The following is a 24,771-nucleotide window of genomic DNA, read 5'->3' as shown; positions in this document are numbered from 1 at the left end:
GGCTCTCCTGTGAGACGTCGACTGCTGGCCGCCTCCGCGGCCCTGGTCCTCGCCCTCGTCGGCACCGTGGTCCTGGTGGCCTACGTGCGCGCCGCGGACGCCCGCGCCCTCGCCGGCGTGCAGACCGTGGACGTGCTGGTGGTCCGCCAGCCGGTGCCCGAGGGCACGCCGGCCGCCGACCTGGCCGCCTCGGTCGAGGTGGAGCAGGTGCCGGCCAAGGCCGCGGCGGAGGGCCGGGTCACCGACCTCGACGACCTGGCCGACCAGGTCGCGACCGTGGACCTCCAGCCCGGCGAGCAGCTGCTGGCCGCCCGCTTCGCCGCCCCCGGCGACCTGCCCACGCCCGGCACGGTGGCCGTCCCGGCCGGCGCCTCGGAGGTCAGCGTGCTGCTGGAGCCGCAGCGGGCGGTCGGCGGCCGGCTCGTCGCCGGCGACACGGTCGGCGTCTTCCTCTCCCTGGAGGCCCAGACGCACGTCGTCCTGCACGGCGTGCTGGTCACCCAGGTGCAGGGCGCCCCGGCCCCGGCGGTCGAGTCGGGTGACGTGGACACCGCGTCGGCCGGCGCGGCCGCGCCGTCGGCGAGCCTGATGGTCACCCTCGCGGTCACCGCCGCGCAGGCCGAGGGCGTCGTCTTCGGCGCCGAGCACGGCACCCTCTGGCTCTCCCTGGAACGCGACGGCGCCGCCGTCGACGGCACCGAGGTCATCACCCCGGACAACGTGTACGGAAAGGACTTCTGATGGCCCGCGTGGTCCTCGCCGCGTCCGACGACGACCTGGCCCGGCGCGTGTCGGCCGCCGCGGACGGCGACGTGCACGTGCTGCCGCACGGCCGGCTCCCCGGCGACCCGGCCCGGCTGTTCGAGCAGCTCACCGACGGCGAGCTGCCCGAGGTGCTGCTCATCGGCCCCGGCGCCCCCGCCGCGGAGGTGCTGACCCTGGCCACCCGGCTGGACGCGCAGTGCCCCGGCATCAGCGTGGTGCTGCTCGCCCGGCCGGAGCCGGAGATGCTGCACGCCGCCATGCGGGCCGGCATCCGCGACCTGCTCGACCCGGGCTCGGGCGTCGAGGAGATCCGGGCCGCCGTCGAGCGGGCCGCGCAGGCCGCCGCAGGCCGCCGCCGGGCGCTGCGCCCGCTGGAGGACACCGCCCGCTACACCGGCCGGGTCATCACCGTGGCCTCCCCGAAGGGCGGGGTCGGCAAGACGACGGTGGCGACCAACCTGGCGATCGGGCTGACCGCCTCGGCGCCGCAGTCGACCGTGCTGGTGGACCTGGACGTGCAGTTCGGCGACGTCGCCTCGGCGCTGGGGCTGCTCCCCGAGCACACCCTGCCCGACGCCGTCCACGGGCCGGCCGCGCAGGACACCATGGTGCTCAAGACGTTCCTCACCGGGCACCCCAGCGGGCTGTACGCGGTGTGCGGCTCGGACTCCCCGGCCCAGGGGGACACCGTCACCGCAGAGGACGTCACCCGGCTGCTCACCTCGCTGGCCCGCGAGTTCCGCTACGTCGTGGTGGACACCGCGCCTGGCCTGTCCGAGCAGACGCTGGCCGCGCTGGACCGGGCCACCGACGTGGTGATGCTGTCCAGCATGGACGTGCCCGGCGTCCGCGGGCTGCGCAAGGAGCTCGACGTGCTGCGCGAGCTCTGCATGATCCCGGCCGGCCGGCACGTGGTGATGAACTTCGCCGACCCCAAGGGCGGGCTGTCGGTGCGGGACGTGGAGACGACGATCGGCACCGGCGTCGACGTCGTCCTGCCGCGGTCCGCGGCCGTGCCGCCGTCCACCAACCAGGGCGTGCCGCTGCTGCAGAGCGGCGGCCGGGACCCGATGACCAAGGAGCTGCGCCGGCTGGTGTCCCGGTTCGCCGCCACCCCGCTGGTCAGCCCCTCCCGGTACGGCGCCAAGCACCGGGCGGCGTCCTGATGAACCTCGCCTCCCGGCTCGACGCCGCCCGCGGCGCCCCCGCCCCACCGGTGCTGCCCGCGCCGGCCGCGCCGGTCCCCGCCGCACCGGCCGGCGGCTTCTCCGGCCCGCCCGTGCCCGACGCGCTCAGCCGGCTCAAGGACCGGGTCGGCAAGGCGCTCTTCGAGCGCATGGGCAGCAGGATGAACGACCCGAGCCTGAGCGAGGAGGCGCTGCGGGCCATCGTGCTCGGCGAGCTCGACGCCGTGGTCGAGGGCGAGAGCGTCCCGCTGAGCAGCGAGGAGCGGCAGCGGCTCACCGCGGAGCTGGCCGACGACGTGCTCGGCTTCGGGCCCCTGCAGCGGCTGCTCGACGACCCGACGGTCACCGAGATCATGGCCAACGGCCCCGACGCCATCTACGTGGAGCAGAACGGCCGGCTCACCCGCACCGGCTCGCGGTTCACCTCCGAGGAGCACCTGCGCCGGGTCATCGACCGGATCGTCTCCCGGGTCGGACGGCGGATCGACGAGTCCTCGCCGCTGGTCGACGCGCGGCTGGCCGACGGGTCCCGGGTCAACGCGATCATCCCGCCGCTGGCCTTCAGCGGGTCCACGCTCACCATCCGGAAGTTCGCCAAGGACCCGTTCGGCGTGGAGGACCTCATCGGGTTCGGCACGCTGTCACCGGAGATGGCCGAGCTGCTGCACGCCTGTGTCGAGGCCCGGCTCAACGTGATCGTCTCCGGCGGCACCGGCACCGGGAAGACCACGCTGCTCAACGTGCTGTCCTCGTTCATCCCCGACGGGGAGCGCATCGTCACCATCGAGGACGCCGTCGAGCTGCAGCTCCAGCAGGACCACGTCGTCCGGCTGGAGTCCCGCCCGCCGAACATCGAGGGCAAGGGCGCGGTCACCATCCGCGACCTGGTGCGCAACTCGCTGCGCATGCGGCCCGACCGGATCGTGGTCGGGGAGTGCCGCGGCGGGGAGAGCCTGGACATGCTGCAGGCGATGAACACCGGCCACGACGGGTCGCTGTCCACGGTGCACGCCAACTCCCCGCGCGACGCCATCGCCCGGTTGGAGACCCTGGTGCTGATGGCCGGCATGGACCTGCCGCTGCGGGCCATCCGGGAGCAGATCGCCTCCGCCGTCGACGTCGTCGTCCAGCTCACCCGGCTGCGCGACGGCACCCGGCGGGTCACCCACGTGACCGAGGTGCAGGGCATGGAGGGGGAGACGGTCACCCTGCAGGACGCGTTCCTGTTCGACTACTCCGCCGGCGTGGACGCCTCCGGGAAGTTCCTGGGCAAGCCGGTGCCGACCGGGGTGCGCCCGCGGTTCACCGACCGGTTCGACGAGCTGGGCATCCGGCTCTCGCCGCGGGTCTTCGGAGCCCCGGACGTCCCCCGGCAGCGGAGCTGGTCGTGACGTCGGCCGCGCTCCTCCTGCTCGGGGTGGCTGCCGTGCTGGCCGCCCTGCTCCTGGTGACCCTGGTCGTCCTCCCCGGCGGCCCGGCCCGGGTGCCGCTGAGCCGGCTCGACCCGGCCAGCGCCCCGCCGTCCTCGGCGCTGTCCGGCGCGGGTGCCGCCGCCGGCGCGGCGGTCGGCCGGGTGCTGGAGAAGCGGGGCCGCGCCGCCGCGGGCACCGCCGCGCTGGAACGGGCCGGGATCTCCACGTCCCTGCCCGACGTCGTGCTGCTCGTCGGCCTGGCCACCCTCGGCCTCGGCGTGGTCGGTGCGCTGGCCGGTGGGCCGCTGCTGGGCCTGCTGGCCGCGGCCGCCGGACCGCTGGGCACGAAGCTGCTGCTCAAGGTCCGCGCCGGACGGCGCCGGGCCGCCTTCGCCGACCAGCTCGACGACTCCCTGCAGCTGATGGCCAGCAGCCTGCGCGCCGGGCACAGCCTGCTCCGCTCGGTCGACTCGGTCTCGCACGAGGCCGAGGCGCCGACGTCGGAGGAGTTCGCCCGGATCGTCAACGAGACCCGGGTGGGCCGCGACCTGTCCGACGCCCTCGACGAGGTGGCCGAGCGGATGGGCAGCGACGACTTCGTCTGGGTCGCCCAGGCCATCTCCATCCACCGGGAGGTCGGCGGCAACCTGGCCGAGGTGCTGGACGCCGTGGGCCACACCATCCGCGAGCGCAACGCGATCCGCCGTCAGGTCAAGGCGCTGTCGGCCGAGGGCAAGCTGTCCGCGACCGTGCTGATGGCCCTGCCGTTCGGCATCGTGGCGTTCCTGGCGGTGAGCAACCCGGCGTACCTGTCGAAGTTCACCCAGAGCCTGGCCGGCTACGCGATGCTCGGTGCGGCCGCGGTGATGATGCTCGTCGGGGGCCTGTGGCTCAAGAAGACCGTGGCGATCCGGTTCTGATGAGCAGCGTCCCCCTCCTCGTGCTGGCCGCGGCCGGCACCGTCGCCCTCGCCCTCCCGGTGCTCGGCTGGGCCGCGCTCAGCCGGCCCGCGCCCGCGGTCGTGCAGGCCCGGGAGAACCTCACCCGCGGCCTGGACCTCGGCCGGACCGGTGCCGCGGCCCGGCCGGGCAGCCGGACCGCGGCCCGGCTGGTCCGCGCGCTCACCCCGGGCGGGACGGTCGCCCGGCTCAACCGGCTGGCCGGGACCGCCGGTCGACCGGCCGCCTGGCCGCTGCCCCGGCTGATCGCCGCCAAGCTGGTGCTGGCGGCCGTCGCCGGGGGGCTCGGCCTGGTCGTCGTCTCCTCCCGGCCGGGGGTGCTGCCGGCGCTGTTCGCCGCGGTGGTCACCGGCGTGGCCTACGTCGTCCCCGAGCTGCTGCTCTACAGCCGCGGCCAGGAACGCCAGCAGGCGATCAGCCTGGAGCTGGCCGACACGCTGGACCAGATGACGATCGCCGTGGAGGCCGGGCTCGGGTTCGAGTCGGCGATGGCCCGGGCCGGGAAGAACGGCAGCGGTCCGCTGGCCGAGGAGCTGGTGCGCACGCTGCAGGACATCGCGGTGGGCCAGCCCCGCCGGGACGCCTACCTCGCGCTTGCCGACCGGACCGCGGTCCCCGACCTGCGCCGGTTCATCCGCGCGGTCGTGCAGGCCGACCAGTACGGCGTCTCGATCGCCGACGTGCTGCGCACCCAGGCGCAGGAGATGCGGCTCAAGCGCCGTCAGCGGGCCGAGGAGAAGGCGATGCAGATCCCGGTCAAGGTGATCTTCCCGCTGATCCTGTGCATCCTGCCCACGCTGTTCATCGTGCTGCTCGGCCCGGCCGTCATGGACATCATCGCGGCCTTCAGCTGAGGGGGCTGTGCGCATGGCGACCCTGCGGGCCGCACCGCGGCCAGGTGCCGTCACCGGCTCGGGCTGAGCCGCTGCGTCGTCCCTGCGCGGACCCCTCCGGGGCCCACTCGGGCCGACACCGCGGTCGGCCCGAGTGGGCCCGGATCTCAGCGGGGCTGGGCCGGGTTGGTCGGGTCGCCGTGCGACGGCGGGTTGACCGGCGGTCCCGAGGTCGCCTCGGAGACCTGCGAACCACCCGCCGCGGCCGAGGCGTGCTCGGGCTGGGCCGCCTGCGGGTCGCCACCCGAGGGCTGGGCGCCGGCCTCGAGGTCGGTCAGTCGGTGGTCCAGGGCCTGCACCACCTGGATCCGGTTGGCGTGCCCCTTCTCGTAGGCCAGGACGGCCCGCAGGCCGTCGGCGTCCAGGGTGCGGACGCGGGAGATCAGGCTGCCCACGGGCAGGTGGTCGTAGTCGGGCAGCGGGAGGTCGTCGCGCTCGGTCATCCCGGTTCCTCTCGGCTCGGCAGGTGGCTCGGCTGTCCGGCTGTCCCTGCCCGCCCACCCGGCTGCTGACACCCCGGGTGTGAGGCCCGGGGCGGTGGGTAGGCGGCGGGGAGCAACTCCCGGGTCGAGCCACGGCCCCATCCCGCACACACCCGAGGAGCCGTCCCATGGACGTGGCCTTCCTGAAGCCGGTGACCGACCACCCGGGCCCCTGCGCCACCGTGTGTGCCGACGTCACGCACACCACCGAGAACGCCGACACCGAACTGGACCTGCGGGTCCGCGCCCTGGCCGAGCGGCTCACCGGGCAGGGCGCGCCCGAGGCGGTCGTCGAGGCCGTCAGGGGCCGGCTGCTGGAGGGCAACGAGGGCGGCGAGGCCGGCACCCACCGCGGCCGCGCCGTCGTCGCCGGCCCGGACGGCGAGGTGCTGCTCGACGTCCCGCTGGTCGACGCACCGCGCACCGAGACCACCGAGTGGTCCCCGCTGCCCGACCTGCTCACCGTGCTGCGCCAGCTCCCCGGCCGCATTCCGCACATCGTGGTCGTCGCCGACCGGGTCGGCGCGGACATCACCGTGGCCGGCGCGCCCGGCGAGCCGGTGACCGAGACCTCCGTGGACGGCAGGCGGTTCCTGATGCGCAAGGTCGCCGGCGGCGGCTGGGCGCACCACCGCTACCAGCACACCGCGGAGAACGTCTGGATCGACAACGTCGACCAGGTGGTCCAGGAGATCGACGAGCTGGTCGAGCCGACCGGGGCGCGGTTCGTCCTCCTCGCCGGCGACGTCCGGGCGCGGCAGATCTTCACCGACCGGGCCACCCCGAAGATGGCGCCCCTCATCGTGAGCATGGAGGAGGGCGGCCGGGCCGCCGGCGCGGACCGCTCGGTCATCGACGAGCGGGTCGCCGAGCTGGTCGCCGAGCACGAGGCGGCCGAGGTGGCGAGGGTGCTGGAGCAGGTCGAGGCGGCCTCCGCGCACGGCCTCGCGCTGACCGGCACGGCCGCCGTCGTCGAGGCGCTCCGCAAGGCGCAGGTCGAGACCCTCGTGCTGGCCGACCAGCCGGACGACGAGCAGCTGTCCATCGGCACCTCGCCGCTGGAGATCGGGACGGGCGCGGAGGACATGGCCGCGCTCGGGGTCACCGACGCCGTCCGGGTGCCGGCCGAGCGGGCGCTGCTGCGCGCCGCCGTCGGCAGCGATGCGGCGGTCGTCGTCGTCCCGCGGTCGGCGATGCCCGGCGACGTCCCGGTGGCCGCCGTCCTCCGCTACACCGACGCCTCCACCCCCAGCTGACGTCCCGTCAGCGCCCCTGAGCCCCAGCCGACGTGCGGCTGACCGACAGATCGGAGCACTCCCATGAGCGACCCCCACCAGGCCGCCACCTCACCCGGCATCGACCCCGGCGACGTGGAGCGCCGCGCCGCCATCGCCGAGGCCCTCGGCAAGGAGGTCTGGCCGGCCGACCGGGACACGCTCGCCGCCAAGGCCCGGGAGAACAACGCCCCGGGCAGCGTGCTGTCCGCGATCGACCGGCTCCCGCAGGGGCAGACGTTCGAGAACGTGCAGGACGTGGCCACCGCCCTGGGCATGGGCACCGAACAGCGCTTCTGAAGAAGGACCCCCTGCCCCCACCGCTCTTGGAAGGACCCCGTCCCCCTCACCCTTCGCAAGCTCAGGGCGAGCCTCCGGACGGGGCCGCTGGGCGGCGGGGCCCTGCAGGGGGCCGGCCTCGGGGAGGACGGGTAGGAAGGGCACATGCCCGACATGAAGGACCCGTCCCCCGAGGCCCTGGCCAACGTCACCGAGCAGAACGTCAAGACGCGCTCCCGGCTGCTGCCCGAGGAGCGCTCCGTCGAGGGCGACCTCGACCCGGCGAAGGGCGACCTGGACCCGGAGGTGCAGGCGGCGGTCATCCTCGCCGAGTCCGAGGAGCGCACGGTGCACGCCGACCCCGACGACGCGCAGGGCGGCCACCGCCAGTCCGACGACACGGTCTGACCGGGGTGGTCCACGAGCACCCTGTCCAGCTGCGCTGGTCCGACCCGGACTCGCTGGGCCACGTCAACCACGCCCGTGCGCTCAGCCTGCTGGAGGACGCCCGGCTGGCGATGCTGGCCGACGTCCCCGGCGGGCCGCCCGACCTCACCCTGGCCCGGCTGGAGGTTGACTACCTGCGCCAGCTGTACTACCGGGTCGGCGAGCGGCTGACGGTCCGAAGCTCCGTCGCACGGCTCGGCACGTCCTCGGTGACGCTGCGGCAGGAGCTGGCCCAGGACGGGCAGGTGGCGCTCCGGGCGCTGGCGGTGTGCGTGCACTTCGACTTCGCCACCGACACCTCGCTGCCCATGACCGGGGCCCAGCGCGGCCACTGGACGGCGTTCGTGCAGGACTGAGCCGCGTCGCCGCGGGGTACCCGGGCGTCCCGACGTGAGGAGGAGCTGTGCCGAAGACGACGAAGAGCGGCGACGCCGAGCCCGACGAGATCCCGAGCACCCTGCGGCGGTCGGAGGAGAAGGCGCAGCGGACGTTCGCCAAGGCGCACGACTCGGCGGCGGAGTCCTACGGCGACGAGCAGCGGGCCAACCAGGTGGCCTGGGCGGCGGTCAAGCACTCCTACGAGAAGGTGGGCGACCACTGGGAGCCCAAGGACGAGAAGGGGCCCAGCGACGCGCAGGCCGAGGGCGGCGCGGACACCGACCGGGAGACCAAGGGCGGCGTCGACGCCAACGCCAGCAAGGCCCGCCTGATGGACGTCGCCAAGCGGCTGGACGTCCCCGGGCGGTCCTCGATGACCAAGGACGAACTGGTCGACGCCATCCAGAAGGCCAACGACCGGGAGACGCGCAAGGCGCGGGAGGGCTGACCCGCCGGCTCCCCGGCCGTCCGCGGTCAGGAGGGGATGAGCACCAGCTCGGTCTGCCGGGCGTCCAGGTACTCGACCCCACGCCCGGTGAGCGCGATGCCCTGCTCCAGCGCCATCCGCACCAGCTGCCCGCCCCACTCGGGCACCGGCACGCGCACGCACAGCTCGAGCGCGTACACGGTGTCCGGGTGCACCGGCACGTCGCCGGTGCCGGGGACGCCGTCCTGCTGGTCCCACATGCCGATCGCCGGGCCGGCGCCGTGGCCGTGCACGCCGACCGGGTGGGAGTACACGTCCCCGTCGATGCCCTCGGCGGCAGCCGCGGACCGGGCGGCGGCCAGCACCTCGTTGCCGGTGCGCCCGGGTCGCAGCTCCGCCGTCGTCAGGTCCTGCATGCGGTTGCCCACCGCCAGCGCGTCGACCAGGCCCCGGGGGGCGGCGGTCTCGCCCGGGCGCAGCACGTAGCCGTTGCGCTGGGTGTCGGTGGTCAGCCCCAGCGTGGACAGGCCGACGTCGCAGTGCAGCAGGTCGCCGGGCTCGACGACGGCGTCGTACGGGACGCCCGGGAGCACGGTGCCCCGGGTGTCGACCAGCGGGCTGCCGGCGCGCTGCAGCCCGACCGTGGGCTGGAACCAGCCGTCCACCCCGAGGTCGGCGAAGCGCTGGCGGATCCACCAGGCGACGTCCAGGGCGGTGGTCCGCCCGACGGTGACAACGGCGGGGGAGTAGGCCTCGTCGATCACCTGGTGCACCAGCCGGTTCATCGCGTGCAGCGCAGCGATCTCCTCCGGGAGCCGGGTCTCCAACCAGCCGACCGCCAGCGTCTCGGCCGACACGACCCGCTCGGCGTGCGGCCCCAGCGCCTCCATCAGCAGCCGGTGCTCGGTGAACGACAGCCCGTCGGCGTGCGCGAAGACCGGCGACACGTCCACCCCGATGGTCGCCGGCGCGGCCTGGTCCACGAACCGGCGCAGGGCCGCCCACTGGGACTGCTCGGCCGACTTGCCCGGGACCTCGTCGGGTTCCCAGGCGGGCAGGAACTGCCCCACCGGGTAGCGGGACACCGCCGCCGCCGTCACGCCGTCGTCGCTGCGGTGGAACAGCAGGATCGTCCGCCGGCGGGCCGAGAGCCAGCTGGCCGGCAGCATCGTCGGCAGTACGGGGTCCTCGTTGTACTCACGGCCGACGACGACCCACAGCTCGATGCCGGCCCGGTCCATCAGCCCTGGCAGGACGTCCAGCAGCCGCTGGGTCAGCCATCGGTCGCGCACCTCGGCCTGCTCGCGCAGCGACAGCGGCACGGTGCGCGTCGGGTCCGGGAGGGTGCGTTCGGTGACCGAGGCCATGCACGCAGGAAAGCAGATCGGGACCGTCCGCACCGGACGAGAGAGGACTCAGGCGCTCTCAGCGGCCGAATCGCGCAGCGCGACGCGCGAGCAACCCGCCGCCACGCTGACCTGGTCGCGGCCGGCGCCCTTGGCGTCGTACATCGCGGCGTCGGCCCGGTCGATCAGCCGCCACAGCGCGTCGGTGACGTCCTCGCCCGGGTTCGGGCCGGCCAGCGCGACACCGATCGACGCCGTCACCGGCTGGAACGGGCAGCTGCTGGCCACGGCCTGGCGGAGGCGCTCGGCCAGCTGCCGGGCCTCTGTCGGGTCGCTGACCAGGCCGAGCACCACCAGCTCTTCCCCGCCGGTGCGGGCGAGCACGTCGGCCGGGCGGACCGTGGCCGACAGCGCGTCGGCGACCCCGCGCAGCACCGCGTCGCCGACGGCGTGCCCGTGGTCGTCGTTGAGCCGCTTGAAGTGGTCGAGGTCGAGCATGAGGACGGCGACCCGCTGCCCCTCGCGGCGGGCCTGGCGCCAGATCCGCGGGGCCTGGGCCACCAGCCAGCGGCGGTTGGCCAAGCCGGTGAGCGGGTCGGTCGACGACAGCGCCTGGGTGTCGGCGAGCAGCCGCTCCACGCGGCGGCGCAGGACGAAGATCCCGAGGGTGACCAAGTCGAGGACGACGGAGTGCACGGTGACCTGAACGGCGTACGCCGCCACGTCGGGGTAGCTGTGCGAGAGCGCGCCGGCGCAGGCCACGACGACGAGCACCAGGTGGAGCGCGAGCGTCCGCGGCCCGAGGAACCAGGCGGCCGCGACACAGGCGAACAGCATCATCAGCGGTGGGGCGTACAGCAGGGGGTCGGTCGTGGTCAGCGAGATCACGACGTAGACGACGTCACCGATGACCACCAGCGCGGCGGTCTCCCTCGGGCCCACCGCCTGCCGCACCGCGAGGACGACCCCCAGGAGCGCGAGGAGCGCCATGGTCGCCGCGTAGACCGGGCGGGCGACCCCCTCGTGCAGCACCCCGTCGATGAAGAGGTTCATCGCCCCGAGTGCCGACCCGGCCGCCAGAAGCGCAGCCAGGCACCAGGCGGCCAGTCGCTGGTCGCCGAACCGGGCGACCGGGGACGGGTCCGCGGAGAACCGGTCCACCGTCCACACTCCATGCCCCGGGCCGGGCACGCCCCCGCGTGTCATGGACGCAGGATGCCCTGTCCGGAGCCCTCAGTGGGCAGGTCAGTGCATGAAACCTGCATCTCTCGCCTGATCCGGCCGGCGTGGGCCTCGCGGCAGCGTCCGGGCCGCCACCTTCCCGGACGTGTCCCAGCGAGGTGCCCTGGCGGAGGGCGGTTCGGTACCGGCGGTCAAGCGCGCCGTCGCACCTCGTCCGCGGCGCGGACGTGTTCGCCGCGTGCGCTCCGGGACCTCTGGGCCGGCGCGACCTCATGGCCGCTCGGGGGACACAGAGACCGTCCGAGGGCAGGATCGTCGGCCGACCGGGGGCTGCGCAGTACGTTCCGCCGATGTCCACGTCGGCTGTCGCAGTACCCGGGTTCGGAGCCGACGGCTCTGACCCGCCACGGGAGTCCGAGCGCTGGCTGGAGTCGCAGGGGCACCTCCTCCTCCCGGCAGCTCCGGGTTCCAACGAGGCGGAGCTGTTGCATCGACTGCGAGAGCAGGAGCCCGTCCCAGCGGACCTCAGACCAGCAGTGGACGCGCTGGATGCGCAATTGGCGGCGAGCGGACGCCGCCTCCTCGGTCGCACCCACCGGTCGGTGAAGGCCCAAGTGCTGTTCCTCGGCGCCTGCCGGCCGTCAGCCTGACCAGCCTGGCTCTGCGTGCCGTGGGCCGCGCCTTCCGGGACGACGACGTGCGACTGGTGAAAGTGTCGGACTGGACGTTCTACAGGCGGGAGGAGAGCATCCGGGATCTCCTGCCGTACTCCTCCAAGGAGATCGAGATCTCCGTCCGGGTCGGCCTGACAGAGGCGCAGACGCAGCAACTGTCACGGGAGATCGGCGCCAGTGTGGGACGGGACAAGGTCGCCGGCGCGAGCGCCAGGCTCTCCGAGGCGTTTCAACGCACCGTCTCGCTCGAGCTCCGGAGCACCCGCACCGAGACGGACACGATCACGAACGAATCGCCTCGTCCGAGGAGGATCGCCATCTGGCACGTGGTGCACAGGGTGGCGGTCGAGGTCCTCGGCGACGGGGAGCAGGGACTGCGATGGGTCGAGGCAAGCGCCTTCGAACACGTGGTGCCGGGGCACCGGTACTCCGAGCTGGTCACGGACAGGCCGGCAGTCAGCTGAGGCGCCGTCCTGCGAGGTCGGAGACGCGGAGCACGAGCACCTCGGCCGCGGGCGCTGACGACCCGCCGAGCACAGCTGCGCCTGACGATGCTCTGGCGCCGTCGGGGCGGCGCGGTCGATCCCCGGGATGAGTTCTACAGACGTGGGCCGATGAGGATCTCGGTGTCGTCAGGTCGGTAGGTGTGCCATCGGCCACCGGGTGGTCGTTCGACGCGGAAGCCGTGGTGGACCTTGGTGTGTGGAAGGACCACCCCCTCCCCACGACTCGCAAGCTCGCCGCGGGCCCCTGGGGGCGGCCGGGTGGACGTCGCACCAGTGAGTGGGGGCTGAGCAGCCGGCGAACACGCAGGTGCGGTCACGGTGTTCGACGGCGCGGCGGATGTGCGCCGGGACGACCCGTCTGGTGCGGCCGACGTCGAGGGGCAGCCCGTCGGGGTCGAGCACGATCCGGGTGACCTGGGCGTCGCAGGTGAGCCAGCGGGCGCGGGCCGCGCTGAGGGTCTGGTCGAAGCCGGTGGTGGCTGCGCCGGGGCCGTCGCTGGTGTCGAGCAGGTCCTCGGCGGGGAGGGTCAGCACGACGTGCGGCTTGACCGTGCGCAAGAACGGCAGGTTCCCGGCGCCGAGCTGGTTGTCGCACAGCTGGACGAGGGCGTCGGCCAGCTGCTGGGCGCGGGTGCGGGTGTCGCCTTCGGGGCGGGCGGCCTGCACGGTCGACTCCAGCGCGGCCTGCAGCTTCTCCCCGCCTACGACGTCGAGGTCGAACCGGCCGGAGATGCTGCCGTCGGCGTGCTTGGCGATGCTCAGCCGCCGGCCTTCGGTGGGGTCGGGTTCGGGCCCGTCGGGGTCCAGGGTGGCCTGGTACCGCTCCACGGTCTGCTTGAGCGTGTCGTGGGGCTGGGTGGCCGCGACCAGCGCCAGCGCCTGGTCGATCTCGGCCAGGTCGACGTCCTGCTCCGCCGCCGCGGCCAGCCGGTCTGTCGTGGTGATCGAGGCGATCACCGCCACCGCCTCCGCGGTCACCGCACCGGCGGCGAACGCCGCGGCGACCGCGGGCAGGTGCTCCAACGCCCGGCCGGTCCGCACCAGCTGCGACGCGGCGCCCGACGAGAGCCGCCCGTGCCCGCGCGACCAGGACCGCATCGTCCGCATGCCGTCGTGCTCGGACGCCTGGGTGACTTCGCACTTGCGGACCGTGCGGGCCAGCTCGGCATCGATCCGGTTCCGCGCCTCGAGCAGCTCCGCGGTCCGGTCCAGCAGTGCAGGGCCGGCCAGCGAGTCGAGGTCATCGGCGGCGAAGGCGTCCAGTACGGAGGTCAACTCACCCACCGAACACCTCCCACCATCTCGAACGCGTGTTCGAAGACTACCGCGGCGCGAGCGTCGGCGCAAGACAAAAGCGCAGGTCAGACCGTCCCCCAGGCCCCTCGGGCCGCCGGTCGTGGCAGGTCGCGCGCGCCTCTGTGGAGCGCCGTCGCCACCGCGATGCCAGGGTGGAGGCGCAGGCTGGTCCGCACGCACCACCGGAAGGAGCCGACCGTGGCCGATGGACCCTGGTTCTACTGCTTGAAGCACCACGCCGTGGAGGACCGGGACGGGTGCGCCGAGCGCCACCGGCTCGGCCCGTACGACACCCGCGCGGAGGCCGAGCAGGCCCTGCAGAAGGTGGCCGAGCGCAACGAGAAGGCCGACGCCGAGGACCGCGCCTGGTCCGGCGGCGACCGCGACGACTGAGCCGCTGCCCAGCCCGGACGCGTGCGCAGGCATGATCCCCGGTGGACGGGTCGGGAACGCCGGGCCGCCGGGGGACATGGAGACGTCATGAGCGACGGACGCGCGGTCGGTGACCTGGTGGTCGGCGTGCTCGGCGGGACCGGGGCGCAGGGCCGCGGACTCGCCGTCCGGCTGGCTGCCGCGGGGCAACGGGTGCTGCTCGGGTCGCGGGACGCCGACCGGGCCGCCGAGGTGGCCGCCACGGTGACGGCCCGGTCCTCCGCGGCGGCCGGTGGGGTCGAGACGTCGGTGCAGGGCGGCTCGAACACCGACGTCGCCGGTGCCGCGGACCTGGTGATCGTCGCCGTCCCGTACGCCGGGCACGCCGAGACGCTTGCCGAGCTGGCCACGCCGCTGGCGGGCAAGGTCGTCGTCGACTGCGTGGTGCCGATGGGCTGGGACGAGCTCGGCGCCTACGTGCTCGACGTCCCCGACGGCAGCGTGTGCCAGCAGGCGGCCGCGCTGCTGCCCGACAGCTCCGTGGTCGGCGCCTTCCACCACCTGTCCGCGGTCACCCTGGAGGACCTCTCGCTGCCCACCCTGGACGGCGACGTCCTGGTGGTCGGCGACTCGCGGGAGGCCACCGACCTGGTGCAGGCGCTGGCCGGCCGGCTCCCGGGCATGCGCGGGGTCTACGCCGGGCGGCTGCGCAACGCCCGCCAGGTCGAGGCACTGACCATCAACCTGGTGTCGGTCAACCGCCGCTACAAGGCCCACGCCGGGATCCGCATCACCGACGTGTGAAGGACCACCCTTCCCCCCACCGCTCGCAAGCTCGCGGCGGGACCCTGCAGCGGGGCCATCAGGGCTGGCGGTGGGACCCTGTAGCGGGCCTGAGGGCTCAGCTGATCTGCGCGAGCAGCCAGGTGGAGTCCTCGTTGCGCCACCACTCGGCGATGCGCCCGTCGGCGACCCGGTAGACGTCGGTCCCGCTCCAGCGCACCGGGCGGCCGGTCGCGGGGACGCCGGCCAGCTCGGCCGAGTGCGTCCCGGTGGCCGTCCAGCGGGTCGCCACCAGGTCGCCCTCGGCGATCACCTCGTCGAGGACGACGTGCAGGTCGGGGAGCGCGGTGTGGAACCGCCGGAACGCCGTCCGCAGCTCGTCGATGCCCTGGGTGTCCGGCGCACTGCCCGGCGTCCCGGGGTGCACCCGCACGTCCGCGGCGACGTACCGCTCCAGCAGCTCGGCCCGGTCGCGGTTCACGCACTCGTCGACCAGCCCTCGGACGACGGCCTTGCGGTCCTCGATGCCCATGGTCCACCGTCCCACCCGCCCGGCCGCCGCGGCAGTCCCCGGTGACCGGAGCGGGAGCAGACTGGGAGCGTGCTGCTCGCACACGCGGTCGCCGTCGTGCACGCCGCCGCCGTCGTCCTGATGCTGACCGGCGCGCTGGTCGCGCTGCGGCTGCCGCGGATCCTGCTGGTGCACGTCCCGCTCAGCGCGGCGATCCTCGGCGTCGCACTGGCCGGTGCCGACTGCCCGCTGACCACGCTGGAGGAAGCCCTGCGCGAGCGGGCCGGCGGCCCGGACCTGCACGGCGGCTTCCTCGGGCACCACCTGCTCGGCCCGCTGGGCGTCGACTTCGCCTCGCCGGCCACCCAGGCGTGCATCGTCGCCGTCGCGGTGCTGCCCAACGCGCTGGGCTACGGCCTGCTGGCGGCCCGCCGGCTGCGCCCGGCCGCGAGCTGAGGACTACTCGAACGAGTGCTCGGGACCGGGGAAGCTCCCGCCGCGCACCTCGGTGGCGAACTCCTGGGCCGCGCTCAGCAGCTGGCCGCGGAGGTCGGCGTACTTCTTCACGAACTTCGGCACCCGCCCCGAGGTCATGCCCGCCATGTCCGGCCACACCAGCACCTGGGCGTCGCAGTCGACGCCGGCGCCGATCCCGACGGTGGGGATCGCCAGCGCCTTGGTCACCTGGCCGGCGACGTCGGCCGGCACCATCTCCAGGACGACGGCGAACGCCCCGGCGTCCTGGACGGCGTGCGCGTCGGTGAGCAGCTGCTCGGCCCCGGCGCCGCGGCCCTGCACCCGGAACCCGCCGAGCGCGTGCTCGCTCTGCGGCGTGAACCCGATGTGCGCCATCACCGGGACGCCGTTCTCCGTGAGCTTGGCAATCTGCGGGGCCACCCGGGCGCCGCCCTCGAGCTTGACCGCCTGCGCGCCCCCCTCCTTCATCATCCGGACGGCGGTGCCGAAGGCCTGCTCCGGCGACATCTCGTAGCTGCCGAACGGCAGGTCGGCCACGACCAGCGCGCGCCTGGTCGAGCGGGTGACCGCCTTGGTCATCAGCAGCAGGTCGTCGACGGTCACCGGCACCGTGGAGGTGTGCCCGAGGACGACGTTGCCCGCGGAGTCACCGACCAGCAGCACCGGGATGCCGGCCTCCTCGAACACCGCGGCGGCGTAGGTGTCGTAGGCGGTGAGCATCGCCCACCTCTCCCCGCGCTCCTTGGCCTGCTGCAGGTGGTGCACCCGCACCCGGGCGGTGGAGCCGCCGCCGTACAGAACGCTCTCCGTCATGCCTGGGCCGCCCCTTCGCGGATGCTGGGCAGGGTCTCCCGCCAGCGGTTGGTGACCGGCAGGCGCCGGTCCCGACCGAACGCCTTCAGCGAGATCTTGGTCCCCGGCGCGGACTGGCGGCGCTTGAACTCGGTCGTGTCCACCAGCCGCAGCACCCGGGCCACCACCTCGGGGTCGTGCCCGCGTTCCAGCAGCTGCGCGAGGCCGAGGTCCCGGTCGACGTAGTCGGTGACGACGGCGTCGAGCTCCTCGTAGGAGGGCAGCGAGTCCGAGTCCTGCTGGCCCGGGGCGAGCTCGGCCGACGGCGGCTTGTCGATGGAGTTCTTGGGGATCGGCTCGGTCTCCCCGCGCTCCCGCGCCCAGGCGTTGCGCCACCGGGAGAGGTCCCACACCAGCGTCTTCAGCACGTCCTTGATCGGGGCGAACCCGCCGGCCGCGTCGCCGTAGAGCGTCGAGTACCCCACGGCCACCTCGCTCTTGTTGCTGGTGGCCAGCAGCAGGTGGCCGTGCTGGTTGGACAGCCCCATCAGCAGCGTGCCGCGCACCCGGGCCTGCAGGTTCTCCGCGGCGACGCCGGTGAGCTCCACCGAGCTGCGGTAGGCGTCCACCATCGGGGCGATCGGGACGACGGAGTAGCGCAGCCCCAGCCGGGCCGCGGAGTCCGCCGCGTCGGCCAGCGAGTGCTCGCTGGAGTACTCCGAGGGCAGCGCGACCGCGTACACCCGGTCGGCGCCCAGCGCGTCCACGGCCAGGGCGGCGACCAGCGCGGAGTCGATGCCGCCGGAGAGGCCGAAGACCACCGAGGGCATGCCGTTCTTGTCGATGAAGTCGCGCAGCCCCAGGACGAGGGCCCGCCACACCTCCTCGAGGTCGGCGAGCGGCTCGGCGACCGTGCCCGGCTGCGGGTCGAAGGAGGGCACGGGGGAGTCCGACAGCACGTGCCGGGTGACGGTCAGCGGGCCGATCCGGCCCTCCCGTCGCTCGGGCACCGTGGCCGGGTCGATCGTCAGGTCCACGGTCTGCAGGTGCTCGACGAACTGCGGGGCCCGGGCCAGCAGCGTCCCGTCGGGGGCCACGGCGAGGGAGTCGCCGTCGAAGACGAGCTCGTCCTGGCCGCCCACCTGGTTGCAGTAGACGATGGTGGCCCGGGCCTCCGCCGCGCGGCGCTGCACCAGCGGGAGCCGGAGGTCGTCCTTGGCCCGCTCGTAGGGCGAGGCGTTGGGCGACACGACCAGGTCCACCCCGGCCTGGCCGGCGACCCCGCACGGACCGCCCTCGACCCAGAGGTCCTCGCAGATGGTGAGCGCCACGTCGACCCCGTGCAGCCGGACCACCGGCAGCTCGGTGCCGGGCACGAAGTAGCGCGCCTCGTCGAAGACGCCGTAGTTGGGCAGGTGCCGCTTGTGGTAGCGGACGACGACCTCGCCGCCGTGCAGCAGCGCCGCGGCGTTGCGGGGCGCGCCGCGGCGGGGGTTGGCGTCGCCGGGGACGTCGTCCTCGTCGGTCGGCGGGCGGTCCACCGGAGCCGGGCCGCTGCCCTCGGTGTGCGCGAGGTAGCCGACGACGACCGCGATGCCGCCCAGTCCACGGTCGGCGAGCCCGGCCGCCAGGTCGACCAGCGTCTGCTCGCTCGCCCGGGCGAAGGACTCCCGGAGCACCAGGTCCTCGGGTGGGTAGCCGGTGAGCGTCATCTCCGGGAAGACCACCAGGTGCGCGCCGGCCGCGGCGGCCTGCGCGGTCCAGGTCGTCACCAGCGCGGCGTTGCCGGCCAGGTCACCGACCCGGGTGTCGACCTGCGCCATCGCCACCCGCAACTGCCGCGTCCGCTGCTCGTCGCTCACGGCTCCAGTCTGGTCGGAGTCCGGTCGCGGCGGCCAGGCGGGTCGACCGCGCGGCCGCCGCGGGGCCGTTCAGCAGTGTGCGTACTCGTGCGGTCGCAGGGCCATGGCGCCGGCCATGGCGCCCAGCATCAGCACGTGCCCCCACAGCAGCATCCCGGCCGGGGACAGCACGCCGGCCCACATCGGCACGAACAGCACCAGGAACGGCAGGTACATCGCCGCGCCCATCTCCGCGGTGCTCCGCCAGCCGTGCCCGCGGAAGCGCATCCAGGCCGACATGGCGATGGTCATGTCGGTGGCCATGACCAGCGCCATCGCCTCGGGGACGTCGAGGACGGCGTGCCAGCCCAGCGCGCCGAGGGCGGCGGTCCACACCGGGTGCAGGACCATCATGCCGACGACCATGGCGACGACCATCTCGACGTAGTGGACGGCCAGCCGGCGGAGCATGCGCCGCCGCCCGGCGTGCGGCGCGGGGAGGGTGCTCGGGGTGGTGGTGGGGGTGCTCATCGTCTGCTCCTCGGTGGATGCGGTGGGCGTGGTCGGGGGTCCAGCGGTCACGGGACGAGGGCGTAACCGGCCTCGTCGACGGCGGCGGCGATGTCCGCGCGGTCGAGCGGGCGGTCGATGGCGACGGTGACCGTGCCGTCGGCCAGGTCGACGAGGACGCTGCGGACGCCGTCGACCCGGCCGAGCTCCTCGGTGAGGGCCCGCTCGCAGTGCCTGCAGGTCATCCCGGTGACGGCGAAGGTGGTGCTGCCGACGACGGTGCGCGGGGTGTTGCTCATCACGGGGGGGCTCCCGGGTCTCGGTGGGGTGGACGCCGTCGAGCCTCGGACCCCGGGGGTGCCCCTCGCGCCGGCCGAACCGCCGGGGTTCCGGCGGCCCGCGGCCGGGACCGCGGCGCCGGGCGGCCCGCGCGCGGCACCCCGCCGGGGCCGCGTGACCCCGGTGCCCACGGCCGGGATCCCGGTGGTTCCGCCGGTGCGGCGACGGCGGCGTCCGGCGGAGTGTGCTGGGCGTCAGGACGCGCATCGGCGGGATGACCTGCGCGTCCTGCGTGGGCCGGGTCGAGAAGGCGCTGCGGTGCGGGTGCAGCTGACCGACGCCGCGACCGGCGACCCGCTGACCGACCTGGCCCGCAGCCACCAGGTGTGGATGCACCTCATCGCCACCCGGGCCGACCTGGGCACCTTCGCCCGCGTGCACCCCGAGCCCACCGGCCGTCCCGGCGAGCTGGCCGTCGAGCTGGTGTTCCCGACGCCGGGGGACTACCGGTCGACACCGAGTTCCGGCGCCGTGGCGAGATGGGGGACGTGCACGACGCCGCCACCGTGACCGTCGCTGGACCCGCTCCCGCGCCGGTGGTGCCGGTGGCCGGGCCGCGCAGCCGGGTCGTCGACGGCGTCCGGGTCGAACTGACCGGCGAGGCCGTCGCCGGGGGCAAGAGCGCGCTGACGTTCTCCTTCACCGACGCGCACAGCGGCCGTCCGCTGGACGACCTGCAGCCCTACCTGGCGGCCGCCGGTCACGTCGTGGTCATGCGGGCCGACGGCGGGACCTTCGCCCACGAGCACGCCGACGTCGAGGACGCCGAGGGCGACCCGGTCTTCGCGCTCCCCGGCCAGCGGTTCGGCCCGGAGCTGGACGTGCACGCCGAGTTCACCACCCCCGGTGTGCACCGGCTGTGGGGCCAGTTCCGGCTCGCCGACGGGCGGGTGCTGACCGTGCCGTTCACCGTCGACGCCCGCTGACCCACCGGACGCCCGTGCCCGGGACGACGCCGTCCCGGACGCGGGCGTCCCGCCGCTACGCTCCCCGGCGTGCTGCGGGGCCGGGCGGACGAGCAGGCGGCAGTCGCCGCCCTGCTCGACGGCGTCCGGGACGGCCGCGGGGGCGCGCTGGTGGTGCACGGGCTGCCCGGCGTGGGCAAGTCGGCGCTGCTCGCCGACGCCGCCGCCGGGGCCGGGGACATGACCGTGCTGTCGGCTCGGGGGGTCGAGTCGGAGTCCCCGCTGCCGTTCGCCGCGCTGCACCGGCTGCTGCGCCCGGTGGTGGGCTGCGCCGACCGGCTGCCCGGCCCCCAGGCCCGGGCGCTGCGTGCCGCCTTCGGCGAGGCACCGGGCGGAGGGGGCGACCGGTTCCTGGCCTTCCTCGGCGCGCTGGGCGTGCTGACCGAGGCGGCCGAGCGCCGGCCGGTGCTCGCCGTCGTCGACGACGCGCACTGGCTGGACGAGGCGTCCGCGGCCGCCCTGCTGTTCGCTGCCCGCCGGCTGCAGGTGGAGCGGGTCGGGCTGCTCTTCGGCGTCCGGGACGGCGACGTGGCCACCTTCGACGGCGAGGACCTCCCGGCGGTGGCCGTCGGCGGCATCGGCACCGCGGCCGCGGGGGAGCTGCTGGACGAGCGCGCCGGCGTCCCCGTGCCCCCGGAGGTCAGGGACGCCCTCGTCGCGAGCACCGGCGGCAACCCGCTCGCGCTGGTCGAGCTCAGCGGGGCCCTGACGGCGGACCAGCTGGCCGGCCGCGCGCCGCTGCCGGCGCCGCTGCCCCTCACCGGGGGCGTCGAGCGGGCGTTCGGCGACCGCTACCGGCGGCTCCCGCCGGCCGCGCAGACCGTGCTGCTCGTCGCGGCGGCGGACGACTCGGGCCGGCTGGCGACCATCCGGTCGGCGGCGCGCGCCCTGGGTGCGGAGGAGGAGGGCCTGGAGGGCGCCGAGCGGTCGGGCCTGCTGCGGGTCCGCGGCGCGGCGGTCGAGCTCCGCCACCCGCTGGTCCGCTCGGCGGTCTACGGCGCGGCCACCAGCAGTCAGCGGCGCCGCGTCCACGGTGCCCTGGCCGCCGCGCTGACCGCCGCCGAGGACGCCGACCGCCGGGCGTGGCACCGGGCCGCCGCGGTCGAGGAGGCCGACCAGGAGGTCGTGGCCGAGCTGGACCGCGCGGCCGGGCGGGCCAGTGCCCGCGGCGGGCACGAGGCCGCCTCAGCGGCGTGGGAGCGGGCGGCCGAGCTGTCCGCGGCCGAGGAGAGCCGCGCCGTGATGCTGTACCGGGCGGCGTCCGCGGCCTGGGTGGGTGCCCGGCCGCTGCGGGCGCGGACCCTGGCCTCGGCCGGGCTGGGGCTCACCACCGACCCGGCGCTGCGGGCCGATCTGCGCCGGCTGCTCGCGCACCTGGAGTTCCACGGCGGCTCCCTGGACACCGGGCACCGGATGCTGCTGGAGGCCGCTGCCGAGGTGGCCCCGCACGACTCCCGGCGGGCCGCCGAGCTGGCCATGCTGGGCGCCGCGCTGGGGGCGTTCGGTGCCCGGTCGGGCACCCCCGTGGACCCGGCCGCGCTGGTGCCGGTGGCCGGCCCTGAGGCGCCGGTGCGGGACCGCTGCCTGGCCGACCTGGTGCACGGGCTGGACGCGGTGTCCCGCGCCGAGTGGGGGCGGGCGACCCCCTTCCTCCGGGACGCCGTGCGGCTGGCCGGCCGGCTGTCCGACACCGCCGACGAGGACCTGCTGCTCAACATCGGCGTCGCCACCTGGCCCCTGGGGGACGACGAGGCCGGGTTGCGGCTGCAGGACCGGCTGCTGGCCGCCGCCCGGGACCGCGACGCGCTGGTGATGGTCGTGCACGCGCTGACCCGCCGGGGCGCGACGGAGCTCGCGACCGGGCGGTGGAGCGCCGCGGCCGCCGGGGCCACCGAGTCCCTCGCCCTCGCCGAGAGCTCCGGCCAGCCGGTGCTCGCCGCCTGGCCGGCCGCGGCGCTCGCCGTCCTGGCGGCACTGCGCGGCGACGGGGAGGCGGTCGAGGGCCACCTCGCCGTCGCCGACCGGATCGCCGCCGCCCACTCCCTGGGCATCGCCACCGACATCGTGCTGGACCTCGGCCGCTGGGCCCGCGGCCTGCAGGCGGCCGACGCGTCCGGCCAGCTGCACCACCTGAGCCGGGTCTCCTCGCTGGTGGTGCGGCACCTGTCCGCGCTCGACCGGGTCGAGGCCGCGGTGCGCGACGGGCAGCCGGACACCGCCCGGGGCTGGGTGGCCGACGTGACGGCCTACGCGGAGGGGACCGGGGCGGCGTGGGCGGCTGCGGCGGCCGAGCACGGCCGGGCGCTGCTCGCCGGGGGCGATGCGGCCGAGGAGCACTTCCGGCGGGCGCTGGCGGCCGCCGAGCGCTCACCGCGGGTCCCCGACCGGGCCCGGACGCACCTGGCCTACGGCGCGTTCCTCCGCCGCTCCCGCCGCCGGGTCGATGCCCGGGCCCACCTCCGGACGGCGCTGCAGCTGTCCGAGGACCTCGGCGCGCGACCCTGGGCCGAGCGCGCCCGGCAGGAGCTCCGCGCCTCCGGGGAGACCGCGCGCCGCCGGACCGCGACCGGCGCCCCAGCCGCCGGCCTCCCCGCGGGCGGTGTCCCTGCGGCCAAGGCGCTCACCGCCCAGGAGCTGCAGGTGGCCCGGCTGGTCCGGCAGGGGATGGCCAACCGGGACGTCGCGGCGCAGCTGTTCCTCAGCCCCCGCACCGTCGACTTCCACCTGCGCAACGTCTTCGCCAAGCTCGGGGTGGCGAGCCGGACCGAGCTCGCCGCCCAGCCGCTGGACTGACGGCGTTCCGGACAGTTTCACCAACGGCGGTTGGTCTTAGCATCGCGTCATGGACCCGGACCGCACCGCCGCACTGACCGCGGTCGCCGCGCTGGCCGAGCCGACCCGGCGGCGGCTGTACGAGCACGTGGTCCGGCAGCCCGCGCCGGTCAGCCGCGACGAGGCGGCGGCGGCGCTGGGACTGGTCCGGGCGACCGCAGCCTTCCACCTCGACCGGCTGGTCGACGACGGCCTGCTCGACGTCCACCACGAGCGCCGGACCGGGCGCAGCGGACCGGGTGCGGGACGCCCGGCGAAGCTCTACCGCCGCGCCGCGTGCTCGGTGTCGGTCTCGCTGCCGGACCGGCGCTACGACCTGGCCGGGCACCTGCTGGCCGCCGCGCTGGTGGAGGTCCAGCGGACCGGCGGGTCGCCGGCCGACACGCTGGCCCGGCTGGCGCGCGACCGGGGCGCGGAGCTGGGCACCGCCGCCCGGGGGACGGCGCGGGGTGCCGCCGCCCGGGACGCCGTGCTGCAGCTGCTGGCGCAGCACGGCTTCGAGCCCCGCGAAGACGCCGGCGTGGTCACGCTGGCCAACTGCCCGTTCCACGCGCTGGCCCAGGAGCACACCGAGCTGGTGTGCGGCATGAACCTCGGGCTGCTGCAGGGCGTGCTCGACGGGGTGCCCGGCGCGGAGCTGGAGGCCCGGCTGGAGCCGGCGGCCGGGGCCTGCTGCGTGCGGATGGTCGGGGTGCGGCAGGACCGTTGACAGCGGTGTGACCCGGGTCTCTAATACCAATCATCATTGGCTTTAGAGGAGGTCACCATGACCACGCACCTCGACCGCTCCTCCGTCCGGCCGACCGGGACCGACCCGGGGCGCCAGGCGTTCCTGCTGCTCCGCGCGGTGTTCACCGTCGCACCGGTCGTGTTCGGGCTGGACAAGTTCACCGGCCTGCTGACCGACTGGCCCGGCTACCTCGCCCCCTGGATCGACGGGCTGGTGCCCGGGACGGCGCAGCAGGCCATGTACGCCGTCGGGGTCGTCGAGGTCCTCGCCGGCGTCGTGGTCGCCGTGGCCCCGCGCTACGGCGGGTGGCTGGTCGCCGCCTGGCTCGGCGGGATCATCGTCGACCTGCTCTCCGTCCCCGGCTTCTACGACGTGGCGCTGCGGGACTTCGGGCTCCTCGTGGGGGCCGTCGCACTGGCCCGCCTGGCCGTCCGGTACGACTCCGGCGCACGCCGGGACACCGGGGCGCCGGCATGACGGGGCACGCGCCGGCGGCCGTGGAGCCGCTCGGCCGGCGGGTGGCCCGCCGGCGTCCGGAGCTGGACCTGCCGGCCGCCGAGCGAGCGGTGGCCGGGCTGCTGCGGGCGCTGGGTCGGGACCCCACGTCCCCGCACCTGGCCGACACGCCCCGCCGGGTGGCCGGCTCGTTCGCGGAGCTGCTGAGCGCCCCGCCCTTCGACCTCACCACCTTCCCCAACGACGAGGGCTACGACGAGCTCGTCATCGCCACCGGCGTGCCCGTGCAGTCGCTGTGCGAGCACCACCTGCTGCCCTTCGCCGGGGTCGCCCACCTGGCCTACCTGCCGGGGGAGCGGATCCTCGGGCTGTCCAAGCTGGCGCGGGTGCTCGAGCTGTTCGCCCGCGACCTGCAGGTCCAGGAGCGGCTCACCCAGCAGGTCGCCGACTGGCTGCAGGAGAACCTCCGCCCGCGCGGGGTCGGGGTGGTCGTCGTCGCCGAGCACCTGTGCATGTCCCTGCGCGGCGTCCGGGCCGGTGGCGCCCGCACCATCACCTCCGCGCTGCACGGCGTCCTGCGGGACGACGCCCGTTCCCGTGCCGAGTTCTTCGCGCTGACCGGCATGTCCTGACCGGCAGCGTCCCGTCGCACCCGA

Annotated in this window: 29 protein-coding genes; 20 read left to right on the top strand and 9 right to left on the bottom strand. The window is 75.2% G+C overall.

The window, feature by feature from the left end:
- Window positions 1-9 precede the first annotated feature (9 nt).
- From cpaB to ACWIX6_RS15385, 5 genes are read left to right on the top strand one after another with little or no spacing between them, the layout of a single operon-like run.
- Window positions 10-741 carry a Flp pilus assembly protein CpaB gene (gene cpaB, locus ACWIX6_RS15405; RefSeq protein ID WP_448613314.1) on the top strand — a complete coding sequence of 244 codons (732 nt, stop codon included), beginning with the start codon at window positions 10-12 and terminating at the stop codon, window positions 739-741.
- Entirely contained in the window at window positions 741-1,931 is a 1,191-nt protein-coding gene (locus tag ACWIX6_RS15400; protein ID WP_448613313.1) for an AAA family ATPase, read from the top strand. Before cpaB ends, ACWIX6_RS15400 begins: the two co-directional genes overlap by 1 nt.
- Window positions 1,931-3,343: a CpaF family protein gene (locus ACWIX6_RS15395; RefSeq protein ID WP_448613312.1), complete on the top strand. Its 1,413-nt coding sequence runs from the start codon at window positions 1,931-1,933 to the stop codon at window positions 3,341-3,343. Before ACWIX6_RS15400 ends, ACWIX6_RS15395 begins: the two co-directional genes overlap by 1 nt.
- Window positions 3,340-4,284 carry a type II secretion system F family protein gene (locus ACWIX6_RS15390; protein WP_448613311.1) on the top strand — a complete coding sequence of 315 codons (945 nt, stop codon included), beginning with the start codon at window positions 3,340-3,342 and terminating at the stop codon, window positions 4,282-4,284. Before ACWIX6_RS15395 ends, ACWIX6_RS15390 begins: the two co-directional genes overlap by 4 nt.
- Window positions 4,284-5,177 (top strand): type II secretion system F family protein, encoded by an 894-nt coding sequence (locus tag ACWIX6_RS15385; protein ID WP_448613310.1) that lies wholly within the window; start codon window positions 4,284-4,286, stop codon window positions 5,175-5,177. Before ACWIX6_RS15390 ends, ACWIX6_RS15385 begins: the two co-directional genes overlap by 1 nt.
- Window positions 5,178-5,323: 146 nt before the next feature.
- On the opposite strand, the gene ACWIX6_RS15380 is transcribed toward ACWIX6_RS15385, so the two are convergent.
- Window positions 5,324-5,659 (bottom strand): hypothetical protein, encoded by a 336-nt coding sequence (locus ACWIX6_RS15380; protein WP_448613309.1) that lies wholly within the window; start codon window positions 5,657-5,659, stop codon window positions 5,324-5,326.
- Window positions 5,660-5,826: 167 nt separating this feature from the next.
- Here ACWIX6_RS15380 and ACWIX6_RS15375 point away from each other — a divergent pair, with 167 nt between their 5' ends.
- The 5 genes from ACWIX6_RS15375 (at window position 5,827) to ACWIX6_RS15355 (ending at window position 8,524) form a co-directional block, all read left to right on the top strand.
- Window positions 5,827-6,954, top strand: a complete 1,128-nt coding sequence (locus ACWIX6_RS15375; RefSeq protein ID WP_448613308.1) for a baeRF2 domain-containing protein — start codon at window positions 5,827-5,829, stop codon at window positions 6,952-6,954.
- Between the two features lie 63 nt (window positions 6,955-7,017).
- A complete protein-coding gene (locus ACWIX6_RS15370) occupies window positions 7,018-7,272 on the top strand; it encodes a DUF2795 domain-containing protein (RefSeq protein WP_448613307.1) in 255 nt (84 codons plus the stop codon).
- A gap of 144 nt (window positions 7,273-7,416) precedes the next feature.
- A complete protein-coding gene (locus tag ACWIX6_RS15365; protein ID WP_448613306.1) occupies window positions 7,417-7,659 on the top strand; it encodes a hypothetical protein in 243 nt (80 codons plus the stop codon).
- Between the two features lie 5 nt (window positions 7,660-7,664).
- A complete protein-coding gene (locus ACWIX6_RS15360) occupies window positions 7,665-8,054 on the top strand; it encodes an acyl-CoA thioesterase (protein WP_448613305.1) in 390 nt (129 codons plus the stop codon).
- 47 nt (window positions 8,055-8,101) lie between these two features.
- Window positions 8,102-8,524, top strand: a complete 423-nt coding sequence (locus tag ACWIX6_RS15355) for a ChaB family protein (RefSeq protein ID WP_448613304.1) — start codon at window positions 8,102-8,104, stop codon at window positions 8,522-8,524.
- 26 nt (window positions 8,525-8,550) lie between these two features.
- Here the strand turns inward: ACWIX6_RS15355 and ACWIX6_RS15350 are convergent, their stop codons facing one another.
- Both ACWIX6_RS15350 and ACWIX6_RS15345 read right to left on the bottom strand, forming a co-directional pair.
- The gene (locus ACWIX6_RS15350) at window positions 8,551-9,870 is read right to left on the bottom strand and encodes a M24 family metallopeptidase (protein ID WP_448613303.1); all 1,320 of its coding nucleotides are present in this window, start codon (window positions 9,868-9,870) and stop codon (window positions 8,551-8,553) included.
- 48 nt (window positions 9,871-9,918) lie between these two features.
- Window positions 9,919-11,010, bottom strand: coding sequence for a GGDEF domain-containing protein (locus tag ACWIX6_RS15345; RefSeq protein ID WP_448613302.1), 1,092 nt, complete (start codon window positions 11,008-11,010; stop codon window positions 9,919-9,921).
- A 691-nt stretch (window positions 11,011-11,701) separates the two neighbouring features.
- On the opposite strand from ACWIX6_RS15345, the gene ACWIX6_RS15340 reads away from it, so the two are divergent.
- Entirely contained in the window at window positions 11,702-12,169 is a 468-nt protein-coding gene (locus ACWIX6_RS15340; protein ID WP_448613301.1) for a hypothetical protein, read from the top strand.
- A gap of 168 nt (window positions 12,170-12,337) precedes the next feature.
- On the opposite strand, the gene ACWIX6_RS15335 is transcribed toward ACWIX6_RS15340, so the two are convergent.
- A complete protein-coding gene (locus ACWIX6_RS15335) occupies window positions 12,338-13,495 on the bottom strand; it encodes a DUF222 domain-containing protein (RefSeq protein ID WP_448613300.1) in 1,158 nt (385 codons plus the stop codon).
- A 210-nt stretch (window positions 13,496-13,705) separates the two neighbouring features.
- On the opposite strand from ACWIX6_RS15335, the gene ACWIX6_RS15330 reads away from it, so the two are divergent.
- Both ACWIX6_RS15330 and npdG read left to right on the top strand, forming a co-directional pair.
- Window positions 13,706-13,900 carry a hypothetical protein gene (locus ACWIX6_RS15330; protein ID WP_448613299.1) on the top strand — a complete coding sequence of 65 codons (195 nt, stop codon included), beginning with the start codon at window positions 13,706-13,708 and terminating at the stop codon, window positions 13,898-13,900.
- An 87-nt stretch (window positions 13,901-13,987) separates the two neighbouring features.
- Window positions 13,988-14,683: an NADPH-dependent F420 reductase gene (npdG, locus tag ACWIX6_RS15325; RefSeq protein WP_448613298.1), complete on the top strand. Its 696-nt coding sequence runs from the start codon at window positions 13,988-13,990 to the stop codon at window positions 14,681-14,683.
- Window positions 14,684-14,780: 97 nt separating this feature from the next.
- Here npdG and ACWIX6_RS15320 read toward each other — a convergent pair whose 3' ends face one another.
- The gene (locus ACWIX6_RS15320) at window positions 14,781-15,194 is read right to left on the bottom strand and encodes an ester cyclase (protein ID WP_448613297.1); all 414 of its coding nucleotides are present in this window, start codon (window positions 15,192-15,194) and stop codon (window positions 14,781-14,783) included.
- Between the two features lie 69 nt (window positions 15,195-15,263).
- Here ACWIX6_RS15320 and ACWIX6_RS15315 point away from each other — a divergent pair, with 69 nt between their 5' ends.
- Window positions 15,264-15,629, top strand: coding sequence for a DUF2784 domain-containing protein (locus ACWIX6_RS15315; RefSeq protein WP_448613296.1), 366 nt, complete (start codon window positions 15,264-15,266; stop codon window positions 15,627-15,629).
- Window positions 15,630-15,632: 3 nt separating this feature from the next.
- Here the strand turns inward: ACWIX6_RS15315 and panB are convergent, their stop codons facing one another.
- From panB to ACWIX6_RS15295, 4 genes are all read right to left on the bottom strand, one after another.
- A complete protein-coding gene (gene panB / locus ACWIX6_RS15310) occupies window positions 15,633-16,463 on the bottom strand; it encodes a 3-methyl-2-oxobutanoate hydroxymethyltransferase (RefSeq protein WP_448613295.1) in 831 nt (276 codons plus the stop codon).
- Window positions 16,460-18,304 carry an NAD+ synthase gene (locus tag ACWIX6_RS15305; RefSeq protein ID WP_448613294.1) on the bottom strand — a complete coding sequence of 615 codons (1,845 nt, stop codon included), beginning with the start codon at window positions 18,302-18,304 and terminating at the stop codon, window positions 16,460-16,462. The genes panB and ACWIX6_RS15305 overlap by 4 nt, the downstream gene beginning before the upstream one ends.
- 69 nt (window positions 18,305-18,373) lie before the next feature.
- The gene (locus ACWIX6_RS15300) at window positions 18,374-18,814 is read right to left on the bottom strand and encodes a hypothetical protein (RefSeq protein ID WP_448613293.1); all 441 of its coding nucleotides are present in this window, start codon (window positions 18,812-18,814) and stop codon (window positions 18,374-18,376) included.
- Window positions 18,815-18,861: 47 nt separating this feature from the next.
- Complete coding sequence (locus ACWIX6_RS15295) at window positions 18,862-19,092, bottom strand: heavy-metal-associated domain-containing protein (RefSeq protein ID WP_448613292.1); 231 nt, start codon at window positions 19,090-19,092, stop codon at window positions 18,862-18,864.
- Window positions 19,093-19,390: 298 nt separating this feature from the next.
- On the opposite strand from ACWIX6_RS15295, the gene ACWIX6_RS15290 reads away from it, so the two are divergent.
- The 6 genes from ACWIX6_RS15290 (at window position 19,391) to folE (ending at window position 24,747) form a co-directional block, all read left to right on the top strand.
- Window positions 19,391-19,642, top strand: coding sequence for a hypothetical protein (locus tag ACWIX6_RS15290; RefSeq protein WP_448613291.1), 252 nt, complete (start codon window positions 19,391-19,393; stop codon window positions 19,640-19,642).
- Window positions 19,639-20,058, top strand: a complete 420-nt coding sequence (locus tag ACWIX6_RS15285; protein WP_448613290.1) for a hypothetical protein — start codon at window positions 19,639-19,641, stop codon at window positions 20,056-20,058. The genes ACWIX6_RS15290 and ACWIX6_RS15285 overlap by 4 nt, the downstream gene beginning before the upstream one ends.
- Window positions 20,059-20,127: 69 nt before the next feature.
- The gene (locus ACWIX6_RS15280) at window positions 20,128-22,890 is read left to right on the top strand and encodes an AAA family ATPase (RefSeq protein ID WP_448613289.1); all 2,763 of its coding nucleotides are present in this window, start codon (window positions 20,128-20,130) and stop codon (window positions 22,888-22,890) included.
- 49 nt (window positions 22,891-22,939) lie between these two features.
- Window positions 22,940-23,638 (top strand): helix-turn-helix transcriptional regulator, encoded by a 699-nt coding sequence (locus ACWIX6_RS15275; protein WP_448613288.1) that lies wholly within the window; start codon window positions 22,940-22,942, stop codon window positions 23,636-23,638.
- A gap of 57 nt (window positions 23,639-23,695) precedes the next feature.
- Window positions 23,696-24,136: a hypothetical protein gene (locus ACWIX6_RS15270; protein WP_448613287.1), complete on the top strand. Its 441-nt coding sequence runs from the start codon at window positions 23,696-23,698 to the stop codon at window positions 24,134-24,136.
- Window positions 24,133-24,747 carry a GTP cyclohydrolase I gene (gene folE / locus ACWIX6_RS15265; protein WP_448613286.1) on the top strand — a complete coding sequence of 205 codons (615 nt, stop codon included), beginning with the start codon at window positions 24,133-24,135 and terminating at the stop codon, window positions 24,745-24,747. Before ACWIX6_RS15270 ends, folE begins: the two co-directional genes overlap by 4 nt.
- Window positions 24,748-24,771: the final 24 nt, after the last annotated feature.

This window comes from Modestobacter sp. URMC 112 (assembly GCF_053502575.1).
Note: the sequence above shows the minus strand (reverse complement) of the source record. Positions and strands in the feature narration are given on the sequence as shown.

What these genes read in the sequence shown, in the direction of transcription:
- npdG (WP_448613298.1), top strand. Translation starts at nt 13,988, where the DNA reads ATGAGCGACGGACGCGCGGTCGGTGACCTGGTGGTCGGCGTGCTCGGC.
- ACWIX6_RS15295 (WP_448613292.1), bottom strand. Translation starts at nt 19,092, where the DNA reads ATGAGCAACACCCCGCGCACCGTCGTCGGCAGCACCACCTTCGCCGTC.
- ACWIX6_RS15365 (WP_448613306.1), top strand. Translation starts at nt 7,417, where the DNA reads ATGCCCGACATGAAGGACCCGTCCCCCGAGGCCCTGGCCAACGTCACC.
- ACWIX6_RS15300 (WP_448613293.1), bottom strand. Translation starts at nt 18,814, where the DNA reads ATGAGCACCCCCACCACCACCCCGAGCACCCTCCCCGCGCCGCACGCC.
- ACWIX6_RS15275 (WP_448613288.1), top strand. Translation starts at nt 22,940, where the DNA reads ATGGACCCGGACCGCACCGCCGCACTGACCGCGGTCGCCGCGCTGGCC.
- ACWIX6_RS15320 (WP_448613297.1), bottom strand. Translation starts at nt 15,194, where the DNA reads ATGGGCATCGAGGACCGCAAGGCCGTCGTCCGAGGGCTGGTCGACGAG.
- ACWIX6_RS15400 (WP_448613313.1), top strand. Translation starts at nt 741, where the DNA reads ATGGCCCGCGTGGTCCTCGCCGCGTCCGACGACGACCTGGCCCGGCGC.
- ACWIX6_RS15395 (WP_448613312.1), top strand. Translation starts at nt 1,931, where the DNA reads ATGAACCTCGCCTCCCGGCTCGACGCCGCCCGCGGCGCCCCCGCCCCA.
- ACWIX6_RS15380 (WP_448613309.1), bottom strand. Translation starts at nt 5,659, where the DNA reads ATGACCGAGCGCGACGACCTCCCGCTGCCCGACTACGACCACCTGCCC.
- ACWIX6_RS15375 (WP_448613308.1), top strand. Translation starts at nt 5,827, where the DNA reads ATGGACGTGGCCTTCCTGAAGCCGGTGACCGACCACCCGGGCCCCTGC.
- panB (WP_448613295.1), bottom strand. Translation starts at nt 16,463, where the DNA reads ATGACGGAGAGCGTTCTGTACGGCGGCGGCTCCACCGCCCGGGTGCGG.
- ACWIX6_RS15350 (WP_448613303.1), bottom strand. Translation starts at nt 9,870, where the DNA reads ATGGCCTCGGTCACCGAACGCACCCTCCCGGACCCGACGCGCACCGTG.
- ACWIX6_RS15370 (WP_448613307.1), top strand. Translation starts at nt 7,018, where the DNA reads ATGAGCGACCCCCACCAGGCCGCCACCTCACCCGGCATCGACCCCGGC.
- ACWIX6_RS15385 (WP_448613310.1), top strand. Translation starts at nt 4,284, where the DNA reads ATGAGCAGCGTCCCCCTCCTCGTGCTGGCCGCGGCCGGCACCGTCGCC.
- folE (WP_448613286.1), top strand. Translation starts at nt 24,133, where the DNA reads ATGACGGGGCACGCGCCGGCGGCCGTGGAGCCGCTCGGCCGGCGGGTG.
- ACWIX6_RS15270 (WP_448613287.1), top strand. Translation starts at nt 23,696, where the DNA reads ATGACCACGCACCTCGACCGCTCCTCCGTCCGGCCGACCGGGACCGAC.